Below are 16,501 nucleotides of genomic sequence, written 5' to 3'. Positions count from 1 at the left end.
CGAACGGTGCGCCAAACGCCCCTGGGAGCCTTTTCCGCATGGACTTCTTTCGCCGCTTCACCGTCCTGATGTGTGCGCCGAACTTCGACCCGGACGATCTCGAGGGCGTGCGCGTCCAGCAGATCATCGGCTCCGTGGAGAAGCTCGGCTTCGAGGTGGTGCGGGCCCGCCGCGTCGAGGATGCGGCCATCGCGGTCCAGACCGATTCGGCCATCGGCTGCATGGTGGTGGACTGGGGCAAGCGCGGCCTCGACGGCAAGGCGGCGGCCCTCATCAACCTGATGCGCAAGCGCGGGCTGGAGATGCCCATCGTCATCATGGTCCGCCGCAAGCGCCTGGAGGACATCCCCGTCGAGGTGCTGGACTTCATCGACGGCTATATCTTCCTGGCGGAAGAAACCCCGGACTACATCGCCCGCGGCCTGGTGAGCCGCGTGAAGCAGTATGCCGAGACCCTGAAGACGCCGTTCTTCGGCGCGCTGGTGGATTACGCCGAGCAGGGCAACCAGCTCTGGACCTGCCCGGGCCACAACGGCGGCATCTTCTACAACCGCTCCCCGATCGGACGCATCTTCGTCGAGCATCTCGGCGAGGCGGTGTTCCGCGACGACCTCGACAACTCGGTGCTCGATCTCGGCGATCTCCTCGTCCACGAGGGCCCGGCCCTGAAGGCGCAGAAGGAGGCGGCCGTCATCTTCGGGGCGGAGAAGACCTACTTCGTCCTCAATGGCACCTCGGCCTCCAACAAGATCGTGCTCTCGGCCCTGGTCGCCGAGGGCGACCTCGTGCTGTTCGACCGCAACAACCACAAGGCCGCGCATCACGGCGCGCTGTTCCTCGGCGGTGCGATCCCGGTCTTCCTGGAGACCGACCGCAACGCCTACGGCCTGATCGGCCCGATGTACCACGAGGCCCTGGACGAGACGCGCATCCGCGAGAAGATCCGCACCAACCCGCTGATCACCGACACGGAGGCCTGGCGGCGCGAGCGGCCGTTCCGCGTCGCGGTGGTCGAGCAGTGCACCTATGACGGCACGATCTACAACGCACAGATGATCCTCGATAAGATCGGGCATCTCTGCGACTACATCCTCTTCGACGAGGCCTGGGCGGGCTTCATGAAGTTCCACCCGCTCTTCGCCGGCCGCTTCGCGATGGGCTTGAAGGGCCTCGACGAGACCTCGCCGGGCATCATCGCCACGCAATCGACCCACAAGCAATTGGCGAGCTTCTCGCAGGCCTCGCAGATCCACACCAAGGACAGCCATATCCGCGGCCAGACCCGGCGCATCGAGCACCGGCGCTTCAACGAGACCTTCCTGGTCCACGCCTCGACCTCGCCGTTCTACCCCCTGTTCGCCTCCCTCGACGTCGGCGCGCAGATGATGAAGGGGCGCTCCGGCGTCGTCCTGTGGGACGACACGATCCGCCTCGGCATCGAGTGGCGCAAGAAGGTCCGCGCCATCCGCCGCGAGTTCGAGGAGAAGGAGGGCGATCCGCTCAAGCGCTGGTTCTTCGATCCCTTCGTGCCGGACACGGTCGAGGCACCGGACGGCAAGGTGCCGTGGGAAAGCCTGTCGACGGACGAACTCGCCGGCAACGTGAAGTACTGGGAACTGACACCCGGCGCCGACTGGCACGGCTTCACCCATGTGGCGCCCGACTACGCCATGACCGACCCCAACAAGCTCACCGTGCTGACCCCGGGTTTCAACCGGCACACCGGGGAATATGCCGCGCACGGGGTGCCGGCGCCGATCGTGGCGCAGTACCTGCGGGAAAACCGCATCGTGCCGGAGAAGAACGACCTCAACTCGCTGCTCTTCCTACTGACGCCGGGCGTCGAATCCTCGAAGGCCGGCACGCTGATCTCGGGGCTGGTCGCCTTCAAGCGCCTGCACGACGACAACGTGCCGTTGGAGGAGGCGATGCCCGAATTCGTCCGGCGCCGGCCCAACCGCTACAAGGGCGTGCGCCTGCGCGACCTGTGCGCCGACTTCCACGCCTTCCATCGCGAGCACGGCACCAGCACGCTCCAGCGCAAGCAGTTCGAGCCGGGGCACCTGCCCGAGATGGTGATGACGCCGAAGGAGGCGGTCCAGCAGCTCACCCGCAACAACGTCGATTACGTGCCGATCGCCGAAGCCGAGGGCCGCGTGGCGACGACCTTGCTTCTGGTCTACCCGCCGGGCATCGGCACGGTGCTGCCGGGCGAGCGATTGGACGAGCGGGCCAAACCCATGCTGGACTATTTCAAGATGTTCGAGCGCTCCGCGAACCTGTTCCCGGGCTTCGAGGCCGAGATCCAGGGCGTGTTCCGCGACGTCGATCCGGACGGCACGATCCGGTTCCACACGTATGTCATGCGAGAGCCCCGCGTCATGCGCGAGGGGCGCTGATGGCGGGCGTGGCCGAGAGCGATCCCGACCTCGTCATCCGGCCCTCGTCGGATGCCGACGTGCCGGACATGGTGGACATCTACGCCCACCACATCCGGCGCGGCGTCGGCGATGTCGGGGATTTCGAGGAGGACCCGCTCCATCCCGACGACCTGAAGAAGCGTCGGAAGGCCATGCGCAAGAAGCGCCTGCCGCACCTCGTGGCCGACCGCGACGGGATCGTGGCGGGCTACGCCTACGCGGTGCCGTTCCGCAAGCGTCCCGCCTATCGCTACACCCTCAAGCACTCGATCTACGTCCACCACGCGCACCTGAACGCGGGGATCGGCCGGCGCCTGCTGCCGGCGCTGATCGAGGCCTGCGCGGCGGGCGGCTACCGGCAGATGATCGGTTACATCGACGCCCAGAACGAGGCGTCCCTGCGCCTCCACGAAGCCTGCGGCTTCGTCCGCGTCGGGCTCTTGCCGGCGGTGGGCTACAAGTACGGGCGTTGGAGCGACAGCGTCATGGTGCAGTGCGCGCTCGGAACCGGGTCCACGGACCAGCCCGGCACCTGGACCCGCACCGTGGAGGCCGTGGTGGCGGGGCACGACTGGATCGGAAAGTAGCGCGCCGGCGCCGGAGGCGCCCGCGCAGGGATCCGGCCGCCTATTGCTGCGCGCGGTTGATCAGCGTCTGCAGCGCCCGGGCCACCGCCTCGCTGACGTTCTTGCGGTACTTGCGGTGGACCAGCTGGCCGTTGTGATAGATGTCGTGCTCCACGTAGAGCTTCTCGCCGTCCCACCGGACGATGTTGTCGGTCTCGGTGGTCTCCTCGACGCCGAGATCCTCGCGAAAGGTAACGCCCCCGGCTTGCGCAAACATGGCTCGTCCCTGGTGATCGAAGCGATTTTCCGGCGTGCCGGAGGGGTATCTTAGGCAGACGGCGCGTGGCGCGCTACCCGAAACGGGGCTCAGCGCACCGTGACCTGATCCTTGATCCGCTCATAGACCGCCCGGCTGAGGACGCGCTTCGACAGAAGCTCGCCGACGGAGGCGTAGGGCCGCTTCTGCACGATGGCGCGCCCGATCATGCCGCCGCCCCGGAGGCCGTTCAGCTCGGCGACGGTTCCAGTGTTGAGGTCGACGATCGCGACGCCCCTCGGCCCGGCCGTCTCGGCGGCGGTGTCGATGGCCTCCTCGCCGGCCGACGGGGGCGTCGGGCGGGAGGCGGTCCCGATGTCCGGGAGGGCCGGCGCCGGGTCGCTCGGCGCTGGCGAATGGGGCGACGGCGCCGTCGGCGCGGGCACCGGCAGGGGCGCATTCGGTGCGGGCGCGGGCGTCGGCGGCACGGCGGCTTGTGGCGCCGGGGCGGGCACGGCCTGCGGCAGGGGCGCCGGCGCCACCGGGGAGACGGGCCGCGTCGCAGCCGGCGGCACCGCCGCCTGGGTTCCGGCGGCCCCGGTCTCCGGGGCCGTCCGGGTGATGGGCGTCTCCGGCGTTCCGCTGTCCTGCGGACGCAGCATTTGGATGATCCCGGCCAGGACGGCTGCCACCACGATGAGAATGCCGACCCGCAGGACCGCTGAACCGCTGAGCATTGTGAGGGCGGCCTCGCGCCTGAGAAGAGGATGAACGCCTAACATAGGCGATAAAGTGAAGTCTCGCCGGCGAATCGCCTGTCCTCAAGAGCTTGAAGACGTTGGTCGGTCCCGCGCTGACATCTGCGCGACTGGGTGCGGCGTCTGCGGCATCGACGGAGGTGCCGCTCCCGGTCATGGTCCCGGCCGATGCCCGACCGTCTCTCCCCTCTGACCGTCCTCTCCGCGCGCCTCGGCGCCCTGCGCCACCTCCCGGCCCTGGCGCGCCTCGTCTATGCCGCGAGCCCCCGCCTGCTCGTGGTAAGCCTCGGCCTGCGTCTGGCGCGGGCGAGCCTGCCCGTGGCGATGCTCTACCTCGCCAAGCTCATCCTCGACGCGATCGTGGCCGAGCATGGCCGGCCGCATCCGGGCGGCCTCGGGCCCGAGGCCTGGCTGTCCGATCCCGCCCTGCGGCACCTCGCCGTGCTGGTTGCGGCGGAGTTCGGCCTCGCCATCCTCGCCGACCTCCTCGGGCGGGCCAGCACCCTGGTCGACGGCCTCGTGGCCGACCTCTACGGCACGTCCGCCACCCTGAAGCTGATGCGGCACGCCGCCGAGCTCGACCTCGAGCAGTTCGAGGACAGCGCGGAGCAGGACCGCCTCGAGCGGGCCCGCCGTCAGGTCACCGGCCGCTCGAACCTCCTGTTCCAGCTCTTCGGTCAAGGGCAGGATCTCATCACCCTCGTGGCCTTCGCGCTGGGCCTCGTGGCCTTCGCGCCCGGGCTGATCCTGCTGCTCGTGGTCGCCCTGGTGCCGGCCTTCCTCAACGAGACCTACTTCAACCGCGAGGGCTATCGGCTGGCCTGGACCCGGACGCCCGAGCGGCGCGAGATCGACTACCTGCGCTTCCTCGGGGCGAGCGTGGAATCCGCCAAGGAGGTCAAGCTGTTCGGGCTGAACGGCTACATCGCCGAGCGCTACCGGGGGCTGGCGTCCAAGCTCGTGGCCGACAACCGAGCCCTGGCGCTGCGCCGCGCCGGCTGGGGCGGGGCCTTCGCGGCCCTGGGCACGCTGGCCTACTATCTCGCCTACGCCACCATCGTCTGGCGCACCGCCGCGGGCCAGTTCTCCATCGGCGACCTCGCCTTCCTGGCGGGCTCCTTCCAGCGCCTGCGCGGCCTGATCGAGGGGCTGCTCCTCGGCTTCTCGCAGATCGCCGCCCAGGCACAGTATCTCGACGACCTGTTCTCGTTCTTCGCCGTGGTGCCGGCGATCCGCTCACCCGCGAACCCGGCGCCCCTGCCGCGTCCGATCCGGAGCGGAATCGTCTTCGAGGCGGTGGGATTCCGCTATCCCGGCACCGACACCTGGGCGGTGCGCGACCTCAGCTTCCACCTCGCGGCCGGAGAGGTGCTGGCCCTGGTGGGGGAGAACGGCGCCGGTAAGACCACCATCGTCAAGCTGCTCACCCGGCTCTACGACCCGACGGAGGGCCGCGTGCTCCTCGACGGTCGGCCCCTCTCCGCCTACGACCTCGAGGACCTGCGCGGCCGCATCGGCGTGATCTTCCAGGATTTCGTGCGCTTCAGCTTCACCGCCCGCGAGAACGTGGCCGTGGGCCGCATTGAGGCGCGCGACGACCCCGACCGGATCGCCCGTGCGGCCGGGCGCAGCCTCGCCGACGGCGTCATCGGCCGGCTGCCCCTCCAGTACGACCAGCCGCTGGGCAAGCGCTTCGCCGAGGGCGTCGACCTGTCGGGGGGCGAGTGGCAGAAGATCGCCATCGCCCGCGCCTACATGCGCGAAGCCGAGATCCTGATCCTCGACGAGCCCACCGCCGCCCTCGATGCCCGGGCCGAGTTCGAGGTCTTCCAGCGCTTCCGCGAATTGAGCCACGGGCGCACGGCGGTGCTGATCTCGCACCGCTTCTCCACGGTGCGCATGGCGGACCGCATCCTGGTCCTTGCCGGTGGTCGGGTCATCGAATCGGGCAGTCATGCGGAGCTGCAGGCGCTGGGTGGCCGCTACGCCGAGCTGTTCGAGCTGCAGGCGGCCGGCTACCGCTGAGCCGGCCTAGACGCCGAGGGCGTCGCGATAGGCGGGCGCGAGGCGTAGGCCGAGGGGCAGGGGGGAGCGCGGCGGCGGCGCGTGCACGCACTCGCTGAAATACGCCAGGGTGTCGAAGATAACCGCCTCAGTGAAGGGCTTGGCGATCACGCCGGCAGCCCCTTCGAATCCCTCGGGCAGGTGCTGGGCATTGGCGGTGACGAAGACCAGGATCATGGCGGCATCGTCCCGCAACGCCCGGACGATGTCGATGCCGGACGAGCCGCCGCGCAGCTGGAGGTCGACGAAAACGAGATCCGGCCGCACCTCGCGGGCGATCCCGATCGCCTCCGCGGCGGTCGCCGCGCTGCCGAGGACGACGTGGCCGGCATCCTCCACGAGGAATTCCAGCTGCATCAGAATGAGCGCCTCGTCTTCCGCGATCAGTACCCGGAGGGGTTCGCTCACGTGCTGTCCTTGGCGCCCGGGGATTCGCGCGGGAGGCGAATGTCGATCGACGTTCCGGGATCGCCCGGTTGCCAGGCGATACTGGCATTCAGCTGGCGCGCCAAGCTCTCGATCAGGCGCTTGCCGAAGGAGCGCGTGCCGACGACCTCCTGGGGCATGCCGATGCCGTCGTCGATGATCCGGATGCCGAAGTAGCGTCCATCGGGCTGGACCCGGATCGAGAGGCGTCCCGGCCGGTTGCTGGGGAAGGCGTGCTTCAGCGCGTTGGTGATGAGCTCGTTCATCATCAGCGCCACGGGCGGCGCCTTCTCCACCGGGACCTCCACGGGCTCCAGGTCGAGGTGCAGGCTGATCTCGGATCGGCCGGAGCCGCGCACGAGGTCCGTGGCGAGCTCGCGGGCGAACTCGGCCACGTCGAAGCGCTCGACGTCGTGGGACTGGTAGAGGCGCTTGTGCACCGTTCCCAGGGCCTCGACCCGGGTCAGCATCGACTTCATCGCCTCGCGCGCCGTGGGGTCCGAGATGCTCCGGGTCTGCATCGTGAGGAGCGAGGCCACCATCTGGAGATTGTTCTTCACCCGGTGGTCGACCTCGTGCACGAGCATGGTCTTGGCCGCCAGGGCGTCCGACAGCTCGCGCGTCCGCTTGGCGACCTCGCGCTCGAAGTGCTCCTTCTCGTTCTGCGTCCGCATCTGCGCGTCGACCCGGTCGGTGACGTCGAGCTGCGAGGCGAAGAAGTAGTGCAGGTCACCACCCTTGGTGATGACCGGACTCATGTAGAGGGCGTTCCAGAACGAGGTGCCGTCCTTGCGATAGTTCAGGATGTCGACGGAAATGTCGCGCCGGGCACCCACGGCCTCGCGGAGCTGCTGGATCGCGTTCGGGTCGGTGTCGGGGCCCTGCAGGAAGCGGCAGTTGCGCCCCATGATCTCGCCGCGCTCGTAGCCGGTGAGGCGCAGGAAGGCATCGTTGACGAAGACGATCGGATTGTCGTCGCGGCGCGGGTCCGTGACGATCATGGGCATGCGGGTGGCCCGGATGGCGGCGGCGAACGGATCGCCCTTGCCGTGCTCGACCATCAGATCACCCGTCAGGTGCCACGCGTCGTCTCGTTCCATCGCCTCTGCCTCCTCGCGCCACTGATCCCTGGGGCTGTCCTGCTCACGCCGTCATCGTCAGGACCATCGACGGCACATGCGGGCGGCACGGCCGCTCCGCGTGAGCGCGACCGGTCGGCGAAAGCAGGTTTCGCGAGGGGAACTGGACGTCGGGTCGTGACCGCAACGGTCAACCGTCACCGTATGGTGCTCCAACGGACGTGTGCGCAGGAAGTTCATTTGATGTCGGGCCGGGCCGCGGAGGCTCCGGCCGTCGACGTGCTTCCGCACGATCCCGTAGGATCGCGCGGCTGCTGCCCGAATGCCACACCGGTCCAGCGTCGCGAAGCGTAGCCGGAACACGGCAACGGCCAAGCTCATTTTCCGTGCTAGGGTCGTGCCGGGGTCGGGCTCCGGGATTGAGGCTGTGGACTTGGCTGTGGACATGTCGAACCTGCGTCGTCGCCGTTGGACCCGGGGGTTCCTGGCCCTGCTCGTTGCGGGCCAGGTCGCGGCCTGTGGCAGCACGCCGCGCACGCCCTACACGGCGAGCGAGGCGGCCGGCGCGGTCCTGCCAGGGCTCGATCCGAACGTCCGCGCCTATGCGGATGCCTCGGAGAAGACCTTCACCGAGATGTCGGCGCGCCCCCAGAACAGCAGGGTTCCGTTCGCCTACCTCGCCCTGTCCGGCGGTGGTGGCGACGGGGCCTACGGCGCCGGCCTGCTGAACGGCTGGACCGAGTCCGGCAAGCGCCCGGAATTCTCCCTGGTCTCCGGCGTCTCCACCGGTGCCCTGATCGCGCCCTTCGCCTTCGTCGGGCCGGAATACGACGCCATCCTGAAGGACATCTACACCAGTGGCGTCGCCTCGACTCTGGTCCAGTCGCCGAGCTTTGCCAACGTGCTGTTCGGCTCGGGCCTGTTCGGGGACGGGCGCCTGCGGGACCTCGTGCGGCGCTACGTGACGCCGGACCTCCTGGCGGCGGTCGCCGCCCAGCATGCCAAGGGCCGTCGCCTCCTCGTGGTGACGACGAACCTCGATGCCCAGCGCGCCGTGATCTGGAACATGGGTGCCATCGCCACCAGCGGCGGCCCCGCCGCCCTCGACCTCTTCACCGACGTGCTCACCGCATCGGCCAGCATCCCGGCGGTGTTCCCGCCGCAGCTCATCGACGTCCAGGCGGCGCAGCGCACCTTCCAGGAGATGCATGTCGACGGCTCCGTGGTGACGCCGGTCTTCACCCTCCCGCAATCGTTCCTGCTGCGCGACGGCCGGTTCAAGGCGGGCGCCAAGTCGGACATCTACGTCATCATCAACGGGCGCCTGGAGCCGGAATTCGACCTCGCCCAGAACAACACGCTCTCCATCGTCGAGCGCGCGTTCACCACGGCGAGCCGAGCCCGCAGCCGCGCCACCCTGGCCTCGACCTATGCCTTCACCCGCAACAACGGCATCGGCTTCAACCTCGCCTACATCGACGAATCCGCGCCCAACACCTCCACGGCCCGCGGCTTCGACACCGGCTACATGCGCAGCCTGTACGAGACCGGCTACGAGACCGGCCGCACCGGCACGTTCTGGCGCAAGAGCGTGCCCGTGGCGCCGCTGGTGAAGGCCTCGGTGGTGGCCGCGCAATAGGCCGGCGCCCGGGTCGTTTCCCGCCCGGGCACGACCCGAGGCGCGTGGGGCGAGGGGGCTGGTTGCGTGCCGCACCCCTCGCGCCGGATGGTGCGGTGCGATAGGGTCCGGCCCGCGTCCGGGTCCGTCCGGTGCCCCCGCCCCCGACGAGCCCCCCGCATGATTCAGATCGACGACCTCACCTTCAGCGCCTGGGGCCGGCGCTTCTTCGATCGCGCCAGCGTCGCGGTGCCGCCCGGCGCCAAGGTCGGGCTCGTCGGCCGCAACGGCGTCGGCAAGTCGACGCTCTTCAAGATCATCCTGGGTGAACTGCAGCCGGACGGGGGCGCCATCCTGCTGCCGAAGACCGCCCGCGTCGCCTCCGTCGATCAGGAACACCCCGCGACCCCCGTCAGCCTGATCGATACGATCCTGGCCGCCGACGTGGAGCGCGAGGCCCTGAACGCCGAGCTCGAGACCGCCGCGCCCGAGCGCCTGGGCGAGATCTATGCCCGCCTCATCGAGATCGACGCCGACCGGGCCCCGGCGCGCGCCGGCGAGATCCTCGCCGGCCTCGGCTTCTCCGTGGAGGACCTCACCCGGCCGATGGCGGAATTCTCCGGCGGCTGGCGCATGCGCGTGGCCCTGGCCGCCGCGCTCTTCGCCGAGCCGGACATGCTGCTCCTCGACGAGCCCACCAACTACCTCGATCTCGAGGGCGCCCTCTGGCTGGAGGCGCGCCTGAAGCGCTACCCGCACTCGGCCCTGATCATCAGCCACGACCGCGAGCTCCTGAACAACTCGGTGGACGCGATCCTGCACGTGGCCGGCGGCAAGCTCGAACTCTACACCGGCGGCTACGACGACTTCGAGAAGCGCCGGGCCGAGAAGGCCCGTCTCCAGGCCTCGACCAAGCAGAAGCAGGAGGCGGAGCGCGCGCACCTGCAGAGCTTCATCGATCGTTTCAAGGCGAAGGCCTCGAAGGCCGCCCAGGCGCAGTCCCGCGTCAAGCGCCTCGCCAAGCTGGAGCCGATCGCCACCACCATCGAGGAGCACGTGGCACCGTTCCACCTGCCCTCGCCGAAGCGGCCGCTGGCTCCGCCCCTGATGCACCTCACCGACGCCACCATCGCGTATGGCGACGACGCGCCGGTGCTGCGCGACCTCAACCTGACCCTCGACGTCGACGACCGCATCGGATTGCTGGGGGTCAACGGCGCGGGCAAGTCGACCTTCGCCAAGATGGCGGCGGGCGCCCTCGCGGTGCGGGACGGGCGCATGGTGCGGGAAGGGCGCGTGCAGGTCGGCTGGTTCCACCAGCACCAGATCGAGGCCCTCGACCCGAAGGACACGCCGCTCGCGATCATCCGGCGCGAGCGCCCCGACGACAGCGAGTCGGCCCGGCGCGCCAAGCTCGCAAGCTTCGGCCTTGCCTTCGACAAGCAGGAGACGACGGTGGACGCGCTCTCGGGCGGCGAGCGGGCGCGCCTGCTGCTCAACCTCGTGGCGATGCAGGCGCCGCACCTGCTCATCCTCGACGAACCGACCAACCATCTCGACATCGACAGCCGGAGGGCGCTCCTCGACGCGCTGAACGATTACGGCGGGGCGGTCATCCTCATCACCCACGACCGCTCGCTGATGGAGCTGGTGGCGGATCGACTGTGGCTGGCGGCCGACAACACGGTCAAGCCCTTTGCGGGCGACATGGACGATTACGCGAAATTCGTGCTCGACCGGACCCGGGCCGGCCAGCGTGCGCCGGGCCAGGGACGCGAGAAGAAGGCCAAGCGCCGGGCGGCCTGAGCCGCGAGAACAGTCCGGAGCCGGGCGGACTCAGCCGCCCAGGGCTTTGGAAACCGGGCGGCCTCGGCCGCCCGGAGAGCGCTCTTACTTCCGCAGGATCTTGGTCACCAGGCGGCCGAGCGGCGTGCCGGAATCGTAGTTGCGGTCGTCGCGGACCACGGGACGATCCTCGTTGCCGAGAAGCTTGGTGACGATGCGTCCGATCAGGCTCATGGGTGGACCCTCTAGATGTGTGGGGCGCCGGGCGAGCCGGGCTCGCGGCCCGCGAAATGGCGCAGCTTGTCGTTCAACCCGCGATGTGCGGTCCCCGTTCCCTCGGACCGTCGCCGGCCCCTCACGTCGTATCAAGCCTGTCATGATGCCGTGGTCTAAGCGCGGCCGGCAATTCGGCGGGGACGGGGCTTCCACATGGACGGCGGACAGCGGGCAGCGCAGATCGAGGCGATCCGCCGGGAGGTCGCCGACGATTTCGATGAGGAACTCGAGCTCGAGATGGAGGACGAGCGCCTCGAGCGCCTGGCCGACGGACTCGGGCAGCCCGCCCGTCCGCCCGGCCTCGACCGCAAGGTCTATTTCCGCGAGCTGTTCCGCCTGCAGCACGAGCTGGTGCGCCTGCAGGACTGGGTCCAGGCCCACAAGCTGCGCGTCGTGGTGATCTTCGAGGGCCGCGACTCCGCCGGCAAGGGCGGCGTGATCAAGCGCATCACCCAACGGCTCAACCCGCGCGTCTGCCGCGTCACGGCGCTGCCCGCCCCGAACGAGCGCGAGCGCACCCAGTGGTACTTTCAGCGTTACGTCACCCACCTGCCGGCCGGCGGCGAGATCGTGCTGTTCGACCGCTCCTGGTACAACCGCGCCGGCGTCGAGCGCGTGATGGGGTTCTGCTCGCCCGACGAGGTGGAGGAATTCTTCCGCTCCGTGCCCGAATTCGAGCGCATGCTGACCCGCTCCGGGATCATCGTGCTCAAGTACTGGTTCTCGATCACCGACGAGGAGCAGGCCTTCCGCTTCCAGATGCGCATCCACGATCCGCTGAAGCAGTGGAAGCTCTCGCCGATGGACGTGCAGTCCCGCCGCCGCTGGGAGGACTACACCAAGGCGAAGGAGGACATGCTGGCCCGGACGCACATCCCCGAGGCGCCCTGGTGGGTGGTCGAGGCGGTCGACAAGAAGCGCGCCCGCCTCAACTGCATCAGCCACCTCCTGACGCAGATCCCCTACGGCGACGTCGCGCATCCGCCCGTGCACCTGCCGGACCGCGAGCGCCACGACGACTACACCCGCCACCCGGTGCCGCCCGGAATGTTCGTGCCGTCCGTGTTCTGAGGCGGGAAGGGGGCCGGCCGCTTGCTCCGCCCGGCCCCGATGGGCGAGAGGAAGGGGCACGCATCCGCGCCCGGCGCCCAGGGACCCCGCATGACCCAGATCGACGAACTCCTCTTCACGGTCGAGGGCGGCATCGCGCGTCTCACCCTCAACCGGCCGCAGGCGCGCAACGCGCTCACCTTCGGGATGTACCAGGGCCTGATCGACGCCTGTGCGCGCCTCGAGGCGGACGGGAGCGTCAAGGCCCTGGTCATCACGGGTGCGGGCGAGAAGGCCTTCGCGGCCGGCACCGACATCGCCCAGTTCCGGAGCTTCACGAGCGCGCAGGACGCGATCGACTACGAGCGCTTCATGGACCGGGTGATGGGCGCGCTGGAGCGCCTGTCCGTGCCCACCATCGCGGCGATCGCCGGCGCCTGCACGGGCGGAGGCGCTGCCATCGCGGCGGCCTGCGACCTGCGGCTGGCCACCCGCGACGCCCGCCTGGGCTTTCCCATCGCCCGGACCCTGGGCAACTGCCTCTCGCTGGGCAACCTGCGGCGGCTCTCCGCCCTGATCGGGCCGGCGCGGGTCAAGGACATGATCTTCACCGCCCGCCTCGTCGGGGCCGAGGAGGCCCTGGCCATCGGGCTCGTCGGCGAGGTCGTGGCCGATGCCGAGGCCCTGGCGGCCCGCGCCACGGAGCTCGCGACCCTGGTGGCCGGTCACGCGCCGCTCACCCTGCGGGCGACCAAGGAGGGCCTGCGCCGCCTTCAGGACGCGGACGATGCGGGCGACGAGCGTCCCGGCGACGACCTGATCCGCCTCTGCTACACAAGCGCGGATTTTCGCGAGGGCATGGAGGCGTTCCTCGCCAAGCGTCCCCCGGCCTGGACGGGCCGGTAGGGCCTAGTCCAGACCGGCCACCTTGATGGCGTCGCCCTCGAGACGGACCTGGGCGGGCAACCCGCGCTGGACCGGGCCGAGGTCGTCGGCGGTGCGGTAGAGCCCGTCGATGGCGATGAGTTCCGGCTCGAACCGGCGGCAGGTGATGCGCGCCTCCGGGTTGCCGGCCGCCCCTGCGATCGCCCGGCCGCGCAGGGCGCCGTAGACGTGGAGCGAGCCGCCCGCGATCACCTCGGCCCCGGAGGCCACAGAGCCCATCACGGTGATGTCGCCCTCCAGGTGCAGGATCGTCTGCCCGGAGCGGACGGGCGCATCGAGGATCAGCGAGCGGAACGGAGCCGGCGCGGACGGCACGACCGGCGCGGCATCCGCCGTCGCTTCCGGGGTCGGGACCGCATCGACCGGGCGCCCGCCCGCCGGGGGCGGGGGCAGGCCGGCCCCGAGCTGGCCCGGATCGGCCCCCTCGATGCCCATCACGGCCACGTCGCGGGCGGCGAGGTCGGTCACCAGGGCGACGAGGGCCTCCCGCTCGAGCCCGAGCCCGGCCACGTCGAGGATGACGGGGCGACCCACGAAGAAGGCCGGCGAGCGCCGGGCCAGCGCGTCGAGCTCGTCGAGCCAGTCCGAGACGGGCAGCACCGGGGCGAGCACCAGGGCCATGAACGAGCGGCCGCGGAAGCGGATCGGGGGACGGGGGGAGCTTGCGGTCACGATCGGGTGTCTTGTTCTCGGGCGGTATGGGCGGGAAGCGGACGCTCGCCGTCACCTTATCCTAACCCGCGGTCCGGTTGCACAGGGCGCGACCTGCGGCCCGTCAACACGAATTCCGCGCGCCGCCACCGTCCTGCGCGCCGTCACGCCGGCGCGCGAACCGCGACGTTGCCGCAGGCGCGACGCAGCATCCCAAAGTCGAATTGGAATGATTCCATAACATAGGGTTTGCGAGCCCAAGACCAGGATCGCTATAGCGGGGGTGATCCTCACGCGTTGGGGACTCGGTCGGCGTTTTGTCCCGGCCGGGATTGCCGATCTTGCCTGCCGTTGCGGGGCCTGTCTCCGCACCGGTCTCGCCCGTGTAAGTCTCGAAGGGTTTGCCCGTGACGGAGATTTCCGGTCCCCTCGACAGGGCCCGCTTGCGACGTGGCTGCCGCTACCGCTCCGTGGTGGCGGCACGCGTGGGGCTGGCGGCCTTCGGCGGATACGCCCTGGCCGGGCTCGCGACGGCGTTCCTGTCGCTGACCCTGCCGATGGTGCGCTCCGAGGCGGTGGCCACCGCGACCCTAATCAGCTTCGCCATCCTGGCCGGCGCCGTGATCTGGGTCTTCGCCGCCCGGACCCTGCTGCGCGCCGCTCTGGGCCTCGGGCTTCCGATCGCGCTGGTGGGCCTCGGCCTCTGGCTGGCCCTCGACGGCGTCGCGATGGGACCGCCCGCATGAGACAGGGATTTCGCCAGTCGATGGCCTGGCTCCACACCTGGGCCGGGCTCGTCACCGGGTGGGTGATGTTCGCCGTGTTCGTCACCGGCACCGCCACCTATTACCGCGCAGACCTCTCGCTCTGGATGCGCCCGGAGTTGCACGCCGGTCCCTCCGATCCGGTTCCGGCCGCCGAGCGCGGCGTTGCCTACCTGAAGGCCCATGCGCCGAAGGCCATGGCCTGGTACGTCTCCGTGCCGCAGCCGGACCGGCCGATGATCGCCGTCTACTGGATGGACAGCCTGGAGGCTCCCCTCGGGCAGGCCATGCTCGACGTCGAGACCGGCGCGCCCACCAAGGCACGCGACACCCAGGGCGGCGACTTCTTCTATCGCTTTCATTACGAGCTCCAGATGATGCCGGTCCTCGGCCGCTGGATCGTCGGCGCCGCGGCGATGATTCTTCTCATCGCCCTGATCTCCGGCATCGTCACGCATCGGCGCATCTTCGCCGATTTCTTCACCTTCCGGCGGGACAAGTCGGCCCAGCGCGGCTGGCTCGACGCCCACAACGTCACCGGCGTCCTCGCCCTGCCGTTCCACCTGATGATCACCTATACGGGGATCGTGACCCTCGGCGTGATGTACATGCCCTGGGGCGTGACGGCGGCCTATAAGGGCGACGACCTGCGCTTCTACGTCGAGGCGGCCCAGACCACGACCTGGCGCCCGGCCGCCGGCCGACCCGGCGAGGCCGTGCCGCTGGCGCCGCTGCTGGCCCGGGCCCAGGGCGAGGTGTCGGAACCCCTTGAGATGGTCATCGTCAACAATCCGGGCGATGCCAACGCCACCGTGGTCGCCGTCTTCGAGGAGCCCCACGGCCTCGCCCACCAGCATCCGCAGATCGCCTTCGACGCCACCTCCGGGACCGTCGTCGAGCGGGTCGAGCCCTTGAAGCCGGCCGCCCAGGTCTTCACCAGCTTCATGGGCCTGCACGAGGCGCATTTCGCCAGCACGGCCCTGCGGGCACTGTTCTTCCTCTGCGGGCTGCTCGGCTCGGCCACCATCGCCACGGGCCTCGTCCTCTGGACCGTCGCCCGGGCGCCGAAGGCGGGCGAGGCGCCGGGCTTCGGCCTGCGCCTGGTGCGCGGCCTCAACCTCGGGACGATCCTCGGCCTGCCCATCGGCATGGCGGCGTTTCTCCTCGGCAACCGGCTGCTGCCCGTCGACCTCGCCCACCGGGCGACCTGGGAGGGAAGCGTCTTCTTCGGTGCCTGGGCGCTGGCTGCCTTCGTGTCCCTGCTTCGCCCGCACCGCAGGGCCTGGACCGAGCTGGGCCTCGCCGCCGGCTTCCTGTTCGGCGCCGTGCCGGTGGTCGGCGCGCTGACCACGGATCGCGGCCTGGATTTCCTGGCCTTCGACGCCGCCATGCTGGGGCTGGGCCTCGCCCTGGCCCTCGGGGCGCGCAAGGTTTCCGACTACGAGGCGCGCCGGCAGGCCGCACGCCCCGGTCCGGCCCGGGTGCCCGAAGGTTTCGCGGAAGCATGACGCCGCTCTCCATCGCCCTCAACCTCGCCCTCAGCTTCGCCGGGCTGGCGGCCCTCTGCCTCGCCATGGACCGCCACCACCGGGCCATCGCCGGGCGCAGCCAGACGCGGACCCGCGCCGGGGCGCTGCGGCTCGCCGGCTGGGCCGCCATCGCGGCCTCCTTCGCGGCCGCCGTGGTCACCTCGGACTGGAATTTCGGCCCTGTGCAGTGGATCGGCTCGCTCACCGGCGCGGCGCTCCTGGTGGTCGGGCTGGTGTCCTACCGCCCGGCCTGGATCCGCCCGGCGGCCCTGCTTGCCCTGCCCGTGGCGCTGGCGGCGGCGCTGCTCGCCTGA

At 70.1% G+C, this 16,501-nt stretch carries 16 protein-coding genes; 10 read left to right on the top strand and 6 right to left on the bottom strand.

All coding sequences use genetic code 11. From position 1 onward, the window contains the following. The first annotated feature begins 38 nt into the window (after positions 1-38). Entirely contained in the window at positions 39-2,399 is a 2,361-nt protein-coding gene (locus AC6EUL_RS14025) for an Orn/Lys/Arg family decarboxylase (RefSeq protein ID WP_499870765.1), read from the top strand. Beyond that, entirely contained in the window at positions 2,399-3,007 is a 609-nt protein-coding gene (locus tag AC6EUL_RS14020; protein WP_056212046.1) for a GNAT family N-acetyltransferase, read from the top strand. Before AC6EUL_RS14025 ends, AC6EUL_RS14020 begins: the two co-directional genes overlap by 1 nt. A gap of 40 nt (positions 3,008-3,047) precedes the next feature. Here the strand turns inward: AC6EUL_RS14020 and AC6EUL_RS14015 are convergent, their stop codons facing one another. Beyond that, complete coding sequence (locus AC6EUL_RS14015; RefSeq protein ID WP_056212048.1) at positions 3,048-3,263, bottom strand: hypothetical protein; 216 nt, start codon at positions 3,261-3,263, stop codon at positions 3,048-3,050. An 89-nt stretch (positions 3,264-3,352) separates the two neighbouring features. After that, positions 3,353-3,979 (bottom strand): helix-hairpin-helix domain-containing protein, encoded by a 627-nt coding sequence (locus AC6EUL_RS14010; RefSeq protein WP_499870762.1) that lies wholly within the window; start codon positions 3,977-3,979, stop codon positions 3,353-3,355. 189 nt (positions 3,980-4,168) lie between these two features. Here AC6EUL_RS14010 and AC6EUL_RS14005 point away from each other — a divergent pair, with 189 nt between their 5' ends. Then, positions 4,169-6,025 (top strand): ABC transporter ATP-binding protein, encoded by a 1,857-nt coding sequence (locus AC6EUL_RS14005; RefSeq protein WP_499870760.1) that lies wholly within the window; start codon positions 4,169-4,171, stop codon positions 6,023-6,025. A gap of 6 nt (positions 6,026-6,031) precedes the next feature. Here AC6EUL_RS14005 and AC6EUL_RS14000 read toward each other — a convergent pair whose 3' ends face one another. Both AC6EUL_RS14000 and AC6EUL_RS13995 read right to left on the bottom strand, forming a co-directional pair. Further along, complete coding sequence (locus AC6EUL_RS14000) at positions 6,032-6,472, bottom strand: response regulator (RefSeq protein WP_056212054.1); 441 nt, start codon at positions 6,470-6,472, stop codon at positions 6,032-6,034. After that, entirely contained in the window at positions 6,469-7,590 is a 1,122-nt protein-coding gene (locus AC6EUL_RS13995; RefSeq protein WP_056382263.1) for a histidine kinase dimerization/phosphoacceptor domain -containing protein, read from the bottom strand. The genes AC6EUL_RS14000 and AC6EUL_RS13995 overlap by 4 nt, the downstream gene beginning before the upstream one ends. 424 nt (positions 7,591-8,014) lie before the next feature. Here AC6EUL_RS13995 and AC6EUL_RS13990 point away from each other — a divergent pair, with 424 nt between their 5' ends. Together AC6EUL_RS13990 and AC6EUL_RS13985 are read left to right on the top strand one after the other, a co-directional pair. Further along, positions 8,015-9,208: a patatin-like phospholipase family protein gene (locus AC6EUL_RS13990; protein ID WP_056382260.1), complete on the top strand. Its 1,194-nt coding sequence runs from the start codon at positions 8,015-8,017 to the stop codon at positions 9,206-9,208. A gap of 159 nt (positions 9,209-9,367) precedes the next feature. Then, the gene (locus tag AC6EUL_RS13985; RefSeq protein ID WP_056277513.1) at positions 9,368-10,993 is read left to right on the top strand and encodes an ABC-F family ATP-binding cassette domain-containing protein; all 1,626 of its coding nucleotides are present in this window, start codon (positions 9,368-9,370) and stop codon (positions 10,991-10,993) included. Between the two features lie 84 nt (positions 10,994-11,077). On the opposite strand, the gene AC6EUL_RS13980 is transcribed toward AC6EUL_RS13985, so the two are convergent. Beyond that, complete coding sequence (locus AC6EUL_RS13980) at positions 11,078-11,206, bottom strand: hypothetical protein (RefSeq protein ID WP_055945825.1); 129 nt, start codon at positions 11,204-11,206, stop codon at positions 11,078-11,080. A gap of 195 nt (positions 11,207-11,401) precedes the next feature. Here AC6EUL_RS13980 and ppk2 point away from each other — a divergent pair, with 195 nt between their 5' ends. Both ppk2 and AC6EUL_RS13970 read left to right on the top strand, forming a co-directional pair. Continuing rightward, complete coding sequence (gene ppk2, locus AC6EUL_RS13975; protein WP_056212061.1) at positions 11,402-12,319, top strand: polyphosphate kinase 2; 918 nt, start codon at positions 11,402-11,404, stop codon at positions 12,317-12,319. Between the two features lie 90 nt (positions 12,320-12,409). Continuing rightward, on the top strand, positions 12,410-13,204 hold the full coding sequence (locus AC6EUL_RS13970) for an enoyl-CoA hydratase/isomerase family protein (protein ID WP_056350873.1): 795 nt from the start codon (positions 12,410-12,412) through the stop codon (positions 13,202-13,204). A 3-nt stretch (positions 13,205-13,207) separates the two neighbouring features. On the opposite strand, the gene minC is transcribed toward AC6EUL_RS13970, so the two are convergent. Then, a complete protein-coding gene (minC, locus tag AC6EUL_RS13965; RefSeq protein ID WP_499870824.1) occupies positions 13,208-13,864 on the bottom strand; it encodes a septum site-determining protein MinC in 657 nt (218 codons plus the stop codon). Positions 13,865-14,301: 437 nt separating this feature from the next. Between minC and AC6EUL_RS13960 the strand changes: the two genes are divergently transcribed. From AC6EUL_RS13960 to AC6EUL_RS13950, 3 genes are read left to right on the top strand one after another with little or no spacing between them, the layout of a single operon-like run. Then, positions 14,302-14,640 carry an iron transporter gene (locus AC6EUL_RS13960; RefSeq protein ID WP_499870755.1) on the top strand — a complete coding sequence of 113 codons (339 nt, stop codon included), beginning with the start codon at positions 14,302-14,304 and terminating at the stop codon, positions 14,638-14,640. Beyond that, positions 14,637-16,166 (top strand): PepSY-associated TM helix domain-containing protein, encoded by a 1,530-nt coding sequence (locus AC6EUL_RS13955; RefSeq protein ID WP_056277527.1) that lies wholly within the window; start codon positions 14,637-14,639, stop codon positions 16,164-16,166. The genes AC6EUL_RS13960 and AC6EUL_RS13955 overlap by 4 nt, the downstream gene beginning before the upstream one ends. Continuing rightward, entirely contained in the window at positions 16,163-16,501 is a 339-nt protein-coding gene (locus tag AC6EUL_RS13950; RefSeq protein ID WP_056212070.1) for a DUF3325 domain-containing protein, read from the top strand. Before AC6EUL_RS13955 ends, AC6EUL_RS13950 begins: the two co-directional genes overlap by 4 nt.

It is taken from the genome of Methylobacterium sp. 001424705, from assembly GCF_059816145.1.
The sequence above is the reverse complement of the archived record's forward strand: the minus strand, read 5'-3'. Positions and strand labels throughout refer to the sequence as shown.

What these genes read in the sequence shown, in the direction of transcription:
- ppk2 (WP_056212061.1), top strand. Translation starts at nt 11,402, where the DNA reads ATGGACGGCGGACAGCGGGCAGCGCAGATCGAGGCGATCCGCCGGGAG.
- AC6EUL_RS13980 (WP_055945825.1), bottom strand. Translation starts at nt 11,206, where the DNA reads ATGAGCCTGATCGGACGCATCGTCACCAAGCTTCTCGGCAACGAGGAT.
- AC6EUL_RS14005 (WP_499870760.1), top strand. Translation starts at nt 4,169, where the DNA reads ATGCCCGACCGTCTCTCCCCTCTGACCGTCCTCTCCGCGCGCCTCGGC.
- AC6EUL_RS13995 (WP_056382263.1), bottom strand. Translation starts at nt 7,590, where the DNA reads ATGGAACGAGACGACGCGTGGCACCTGACGGGTGATCTGATGGTCGAG.
- AC6EUL_RS13970 (WP_056350873.1), top strand. Translation starts at nt 12,410, where the DNA reads ATGACCCAGATCGACGAACTCCTCTTCACGGTCGAGGGCGGCATCGCG.
- AC6EUL_RS13955 (WP_056277527.1), top strand. Translation starts at nt 14,637, where the DNA reads ATGAGACAGGGATTTCGCCAGTCGATGGCCTGGCTCCACACCTGGGCC.
- AC6EUL_RS13950 (WP_056212070.1), top strand. Translation starts at nt 16,163, where the DNA reads ATGACGCCGCTCTCCATCGCCCTCAACCTCGCCCTCAGCTTCGCCGGG.
- AC6EUL_RS14010 (WP_499870762.1), bottom strand. Translation starts at nt 3,979, where the DNA reads ATGCTCAGCGGTTCAGCGGTCCTGCGGGTCGGCATTCTCATCGTGGTG.
- AC6EUL_RS14020 (WP_056212046.1), top strand. Translation starts at nt 2,399, where the DNA reads ATGGCGGGCGTGGCCGAGAGCGATCCCGACCTCGTCATCCGGCCCTCG.
- AC6EUL_RS13990 (WP_056382260.1), top strand. Translation starts at nt 8,015, where the DNA reads ATGTCGAACCTGCGTCGTCGCCGTTGGACCCGGGGGTTCCTGGCCCTG.
- AC6EUL_RS13985 (WP_056277513.1), top strand. Translation starts at nt 9,368, where the DNA reads ATGATTCAGATCGACGACCTCACCTTCAGCGCCTGGGGCCGGCGCTTC.
- AC6EUL_RS14025 (WP_499870765.1), top strand. Translation starts at nt 39, where the DNA reads ATGGACTTCTTTCGCCGCTTCACCGTCCTGATGTGTGCGCCGAACTTC.
- AC6EUL_RS14015 (WP_056212048.1), bottom strand. Translation starts at nt 3,263, where the DNA reads ATGTTTGCGCAAGCCGGGGGCGTTACCTTTCGCGAGGATCTCGGCGTC.
- minC (WP_499870824.1), bottom strand. Translation starts at nt 13,864, where the DNA reads ATGGCCCTGGTGCTCGCCCCGGTGCTGCCCGTCTCGGACTGGCTCGAC.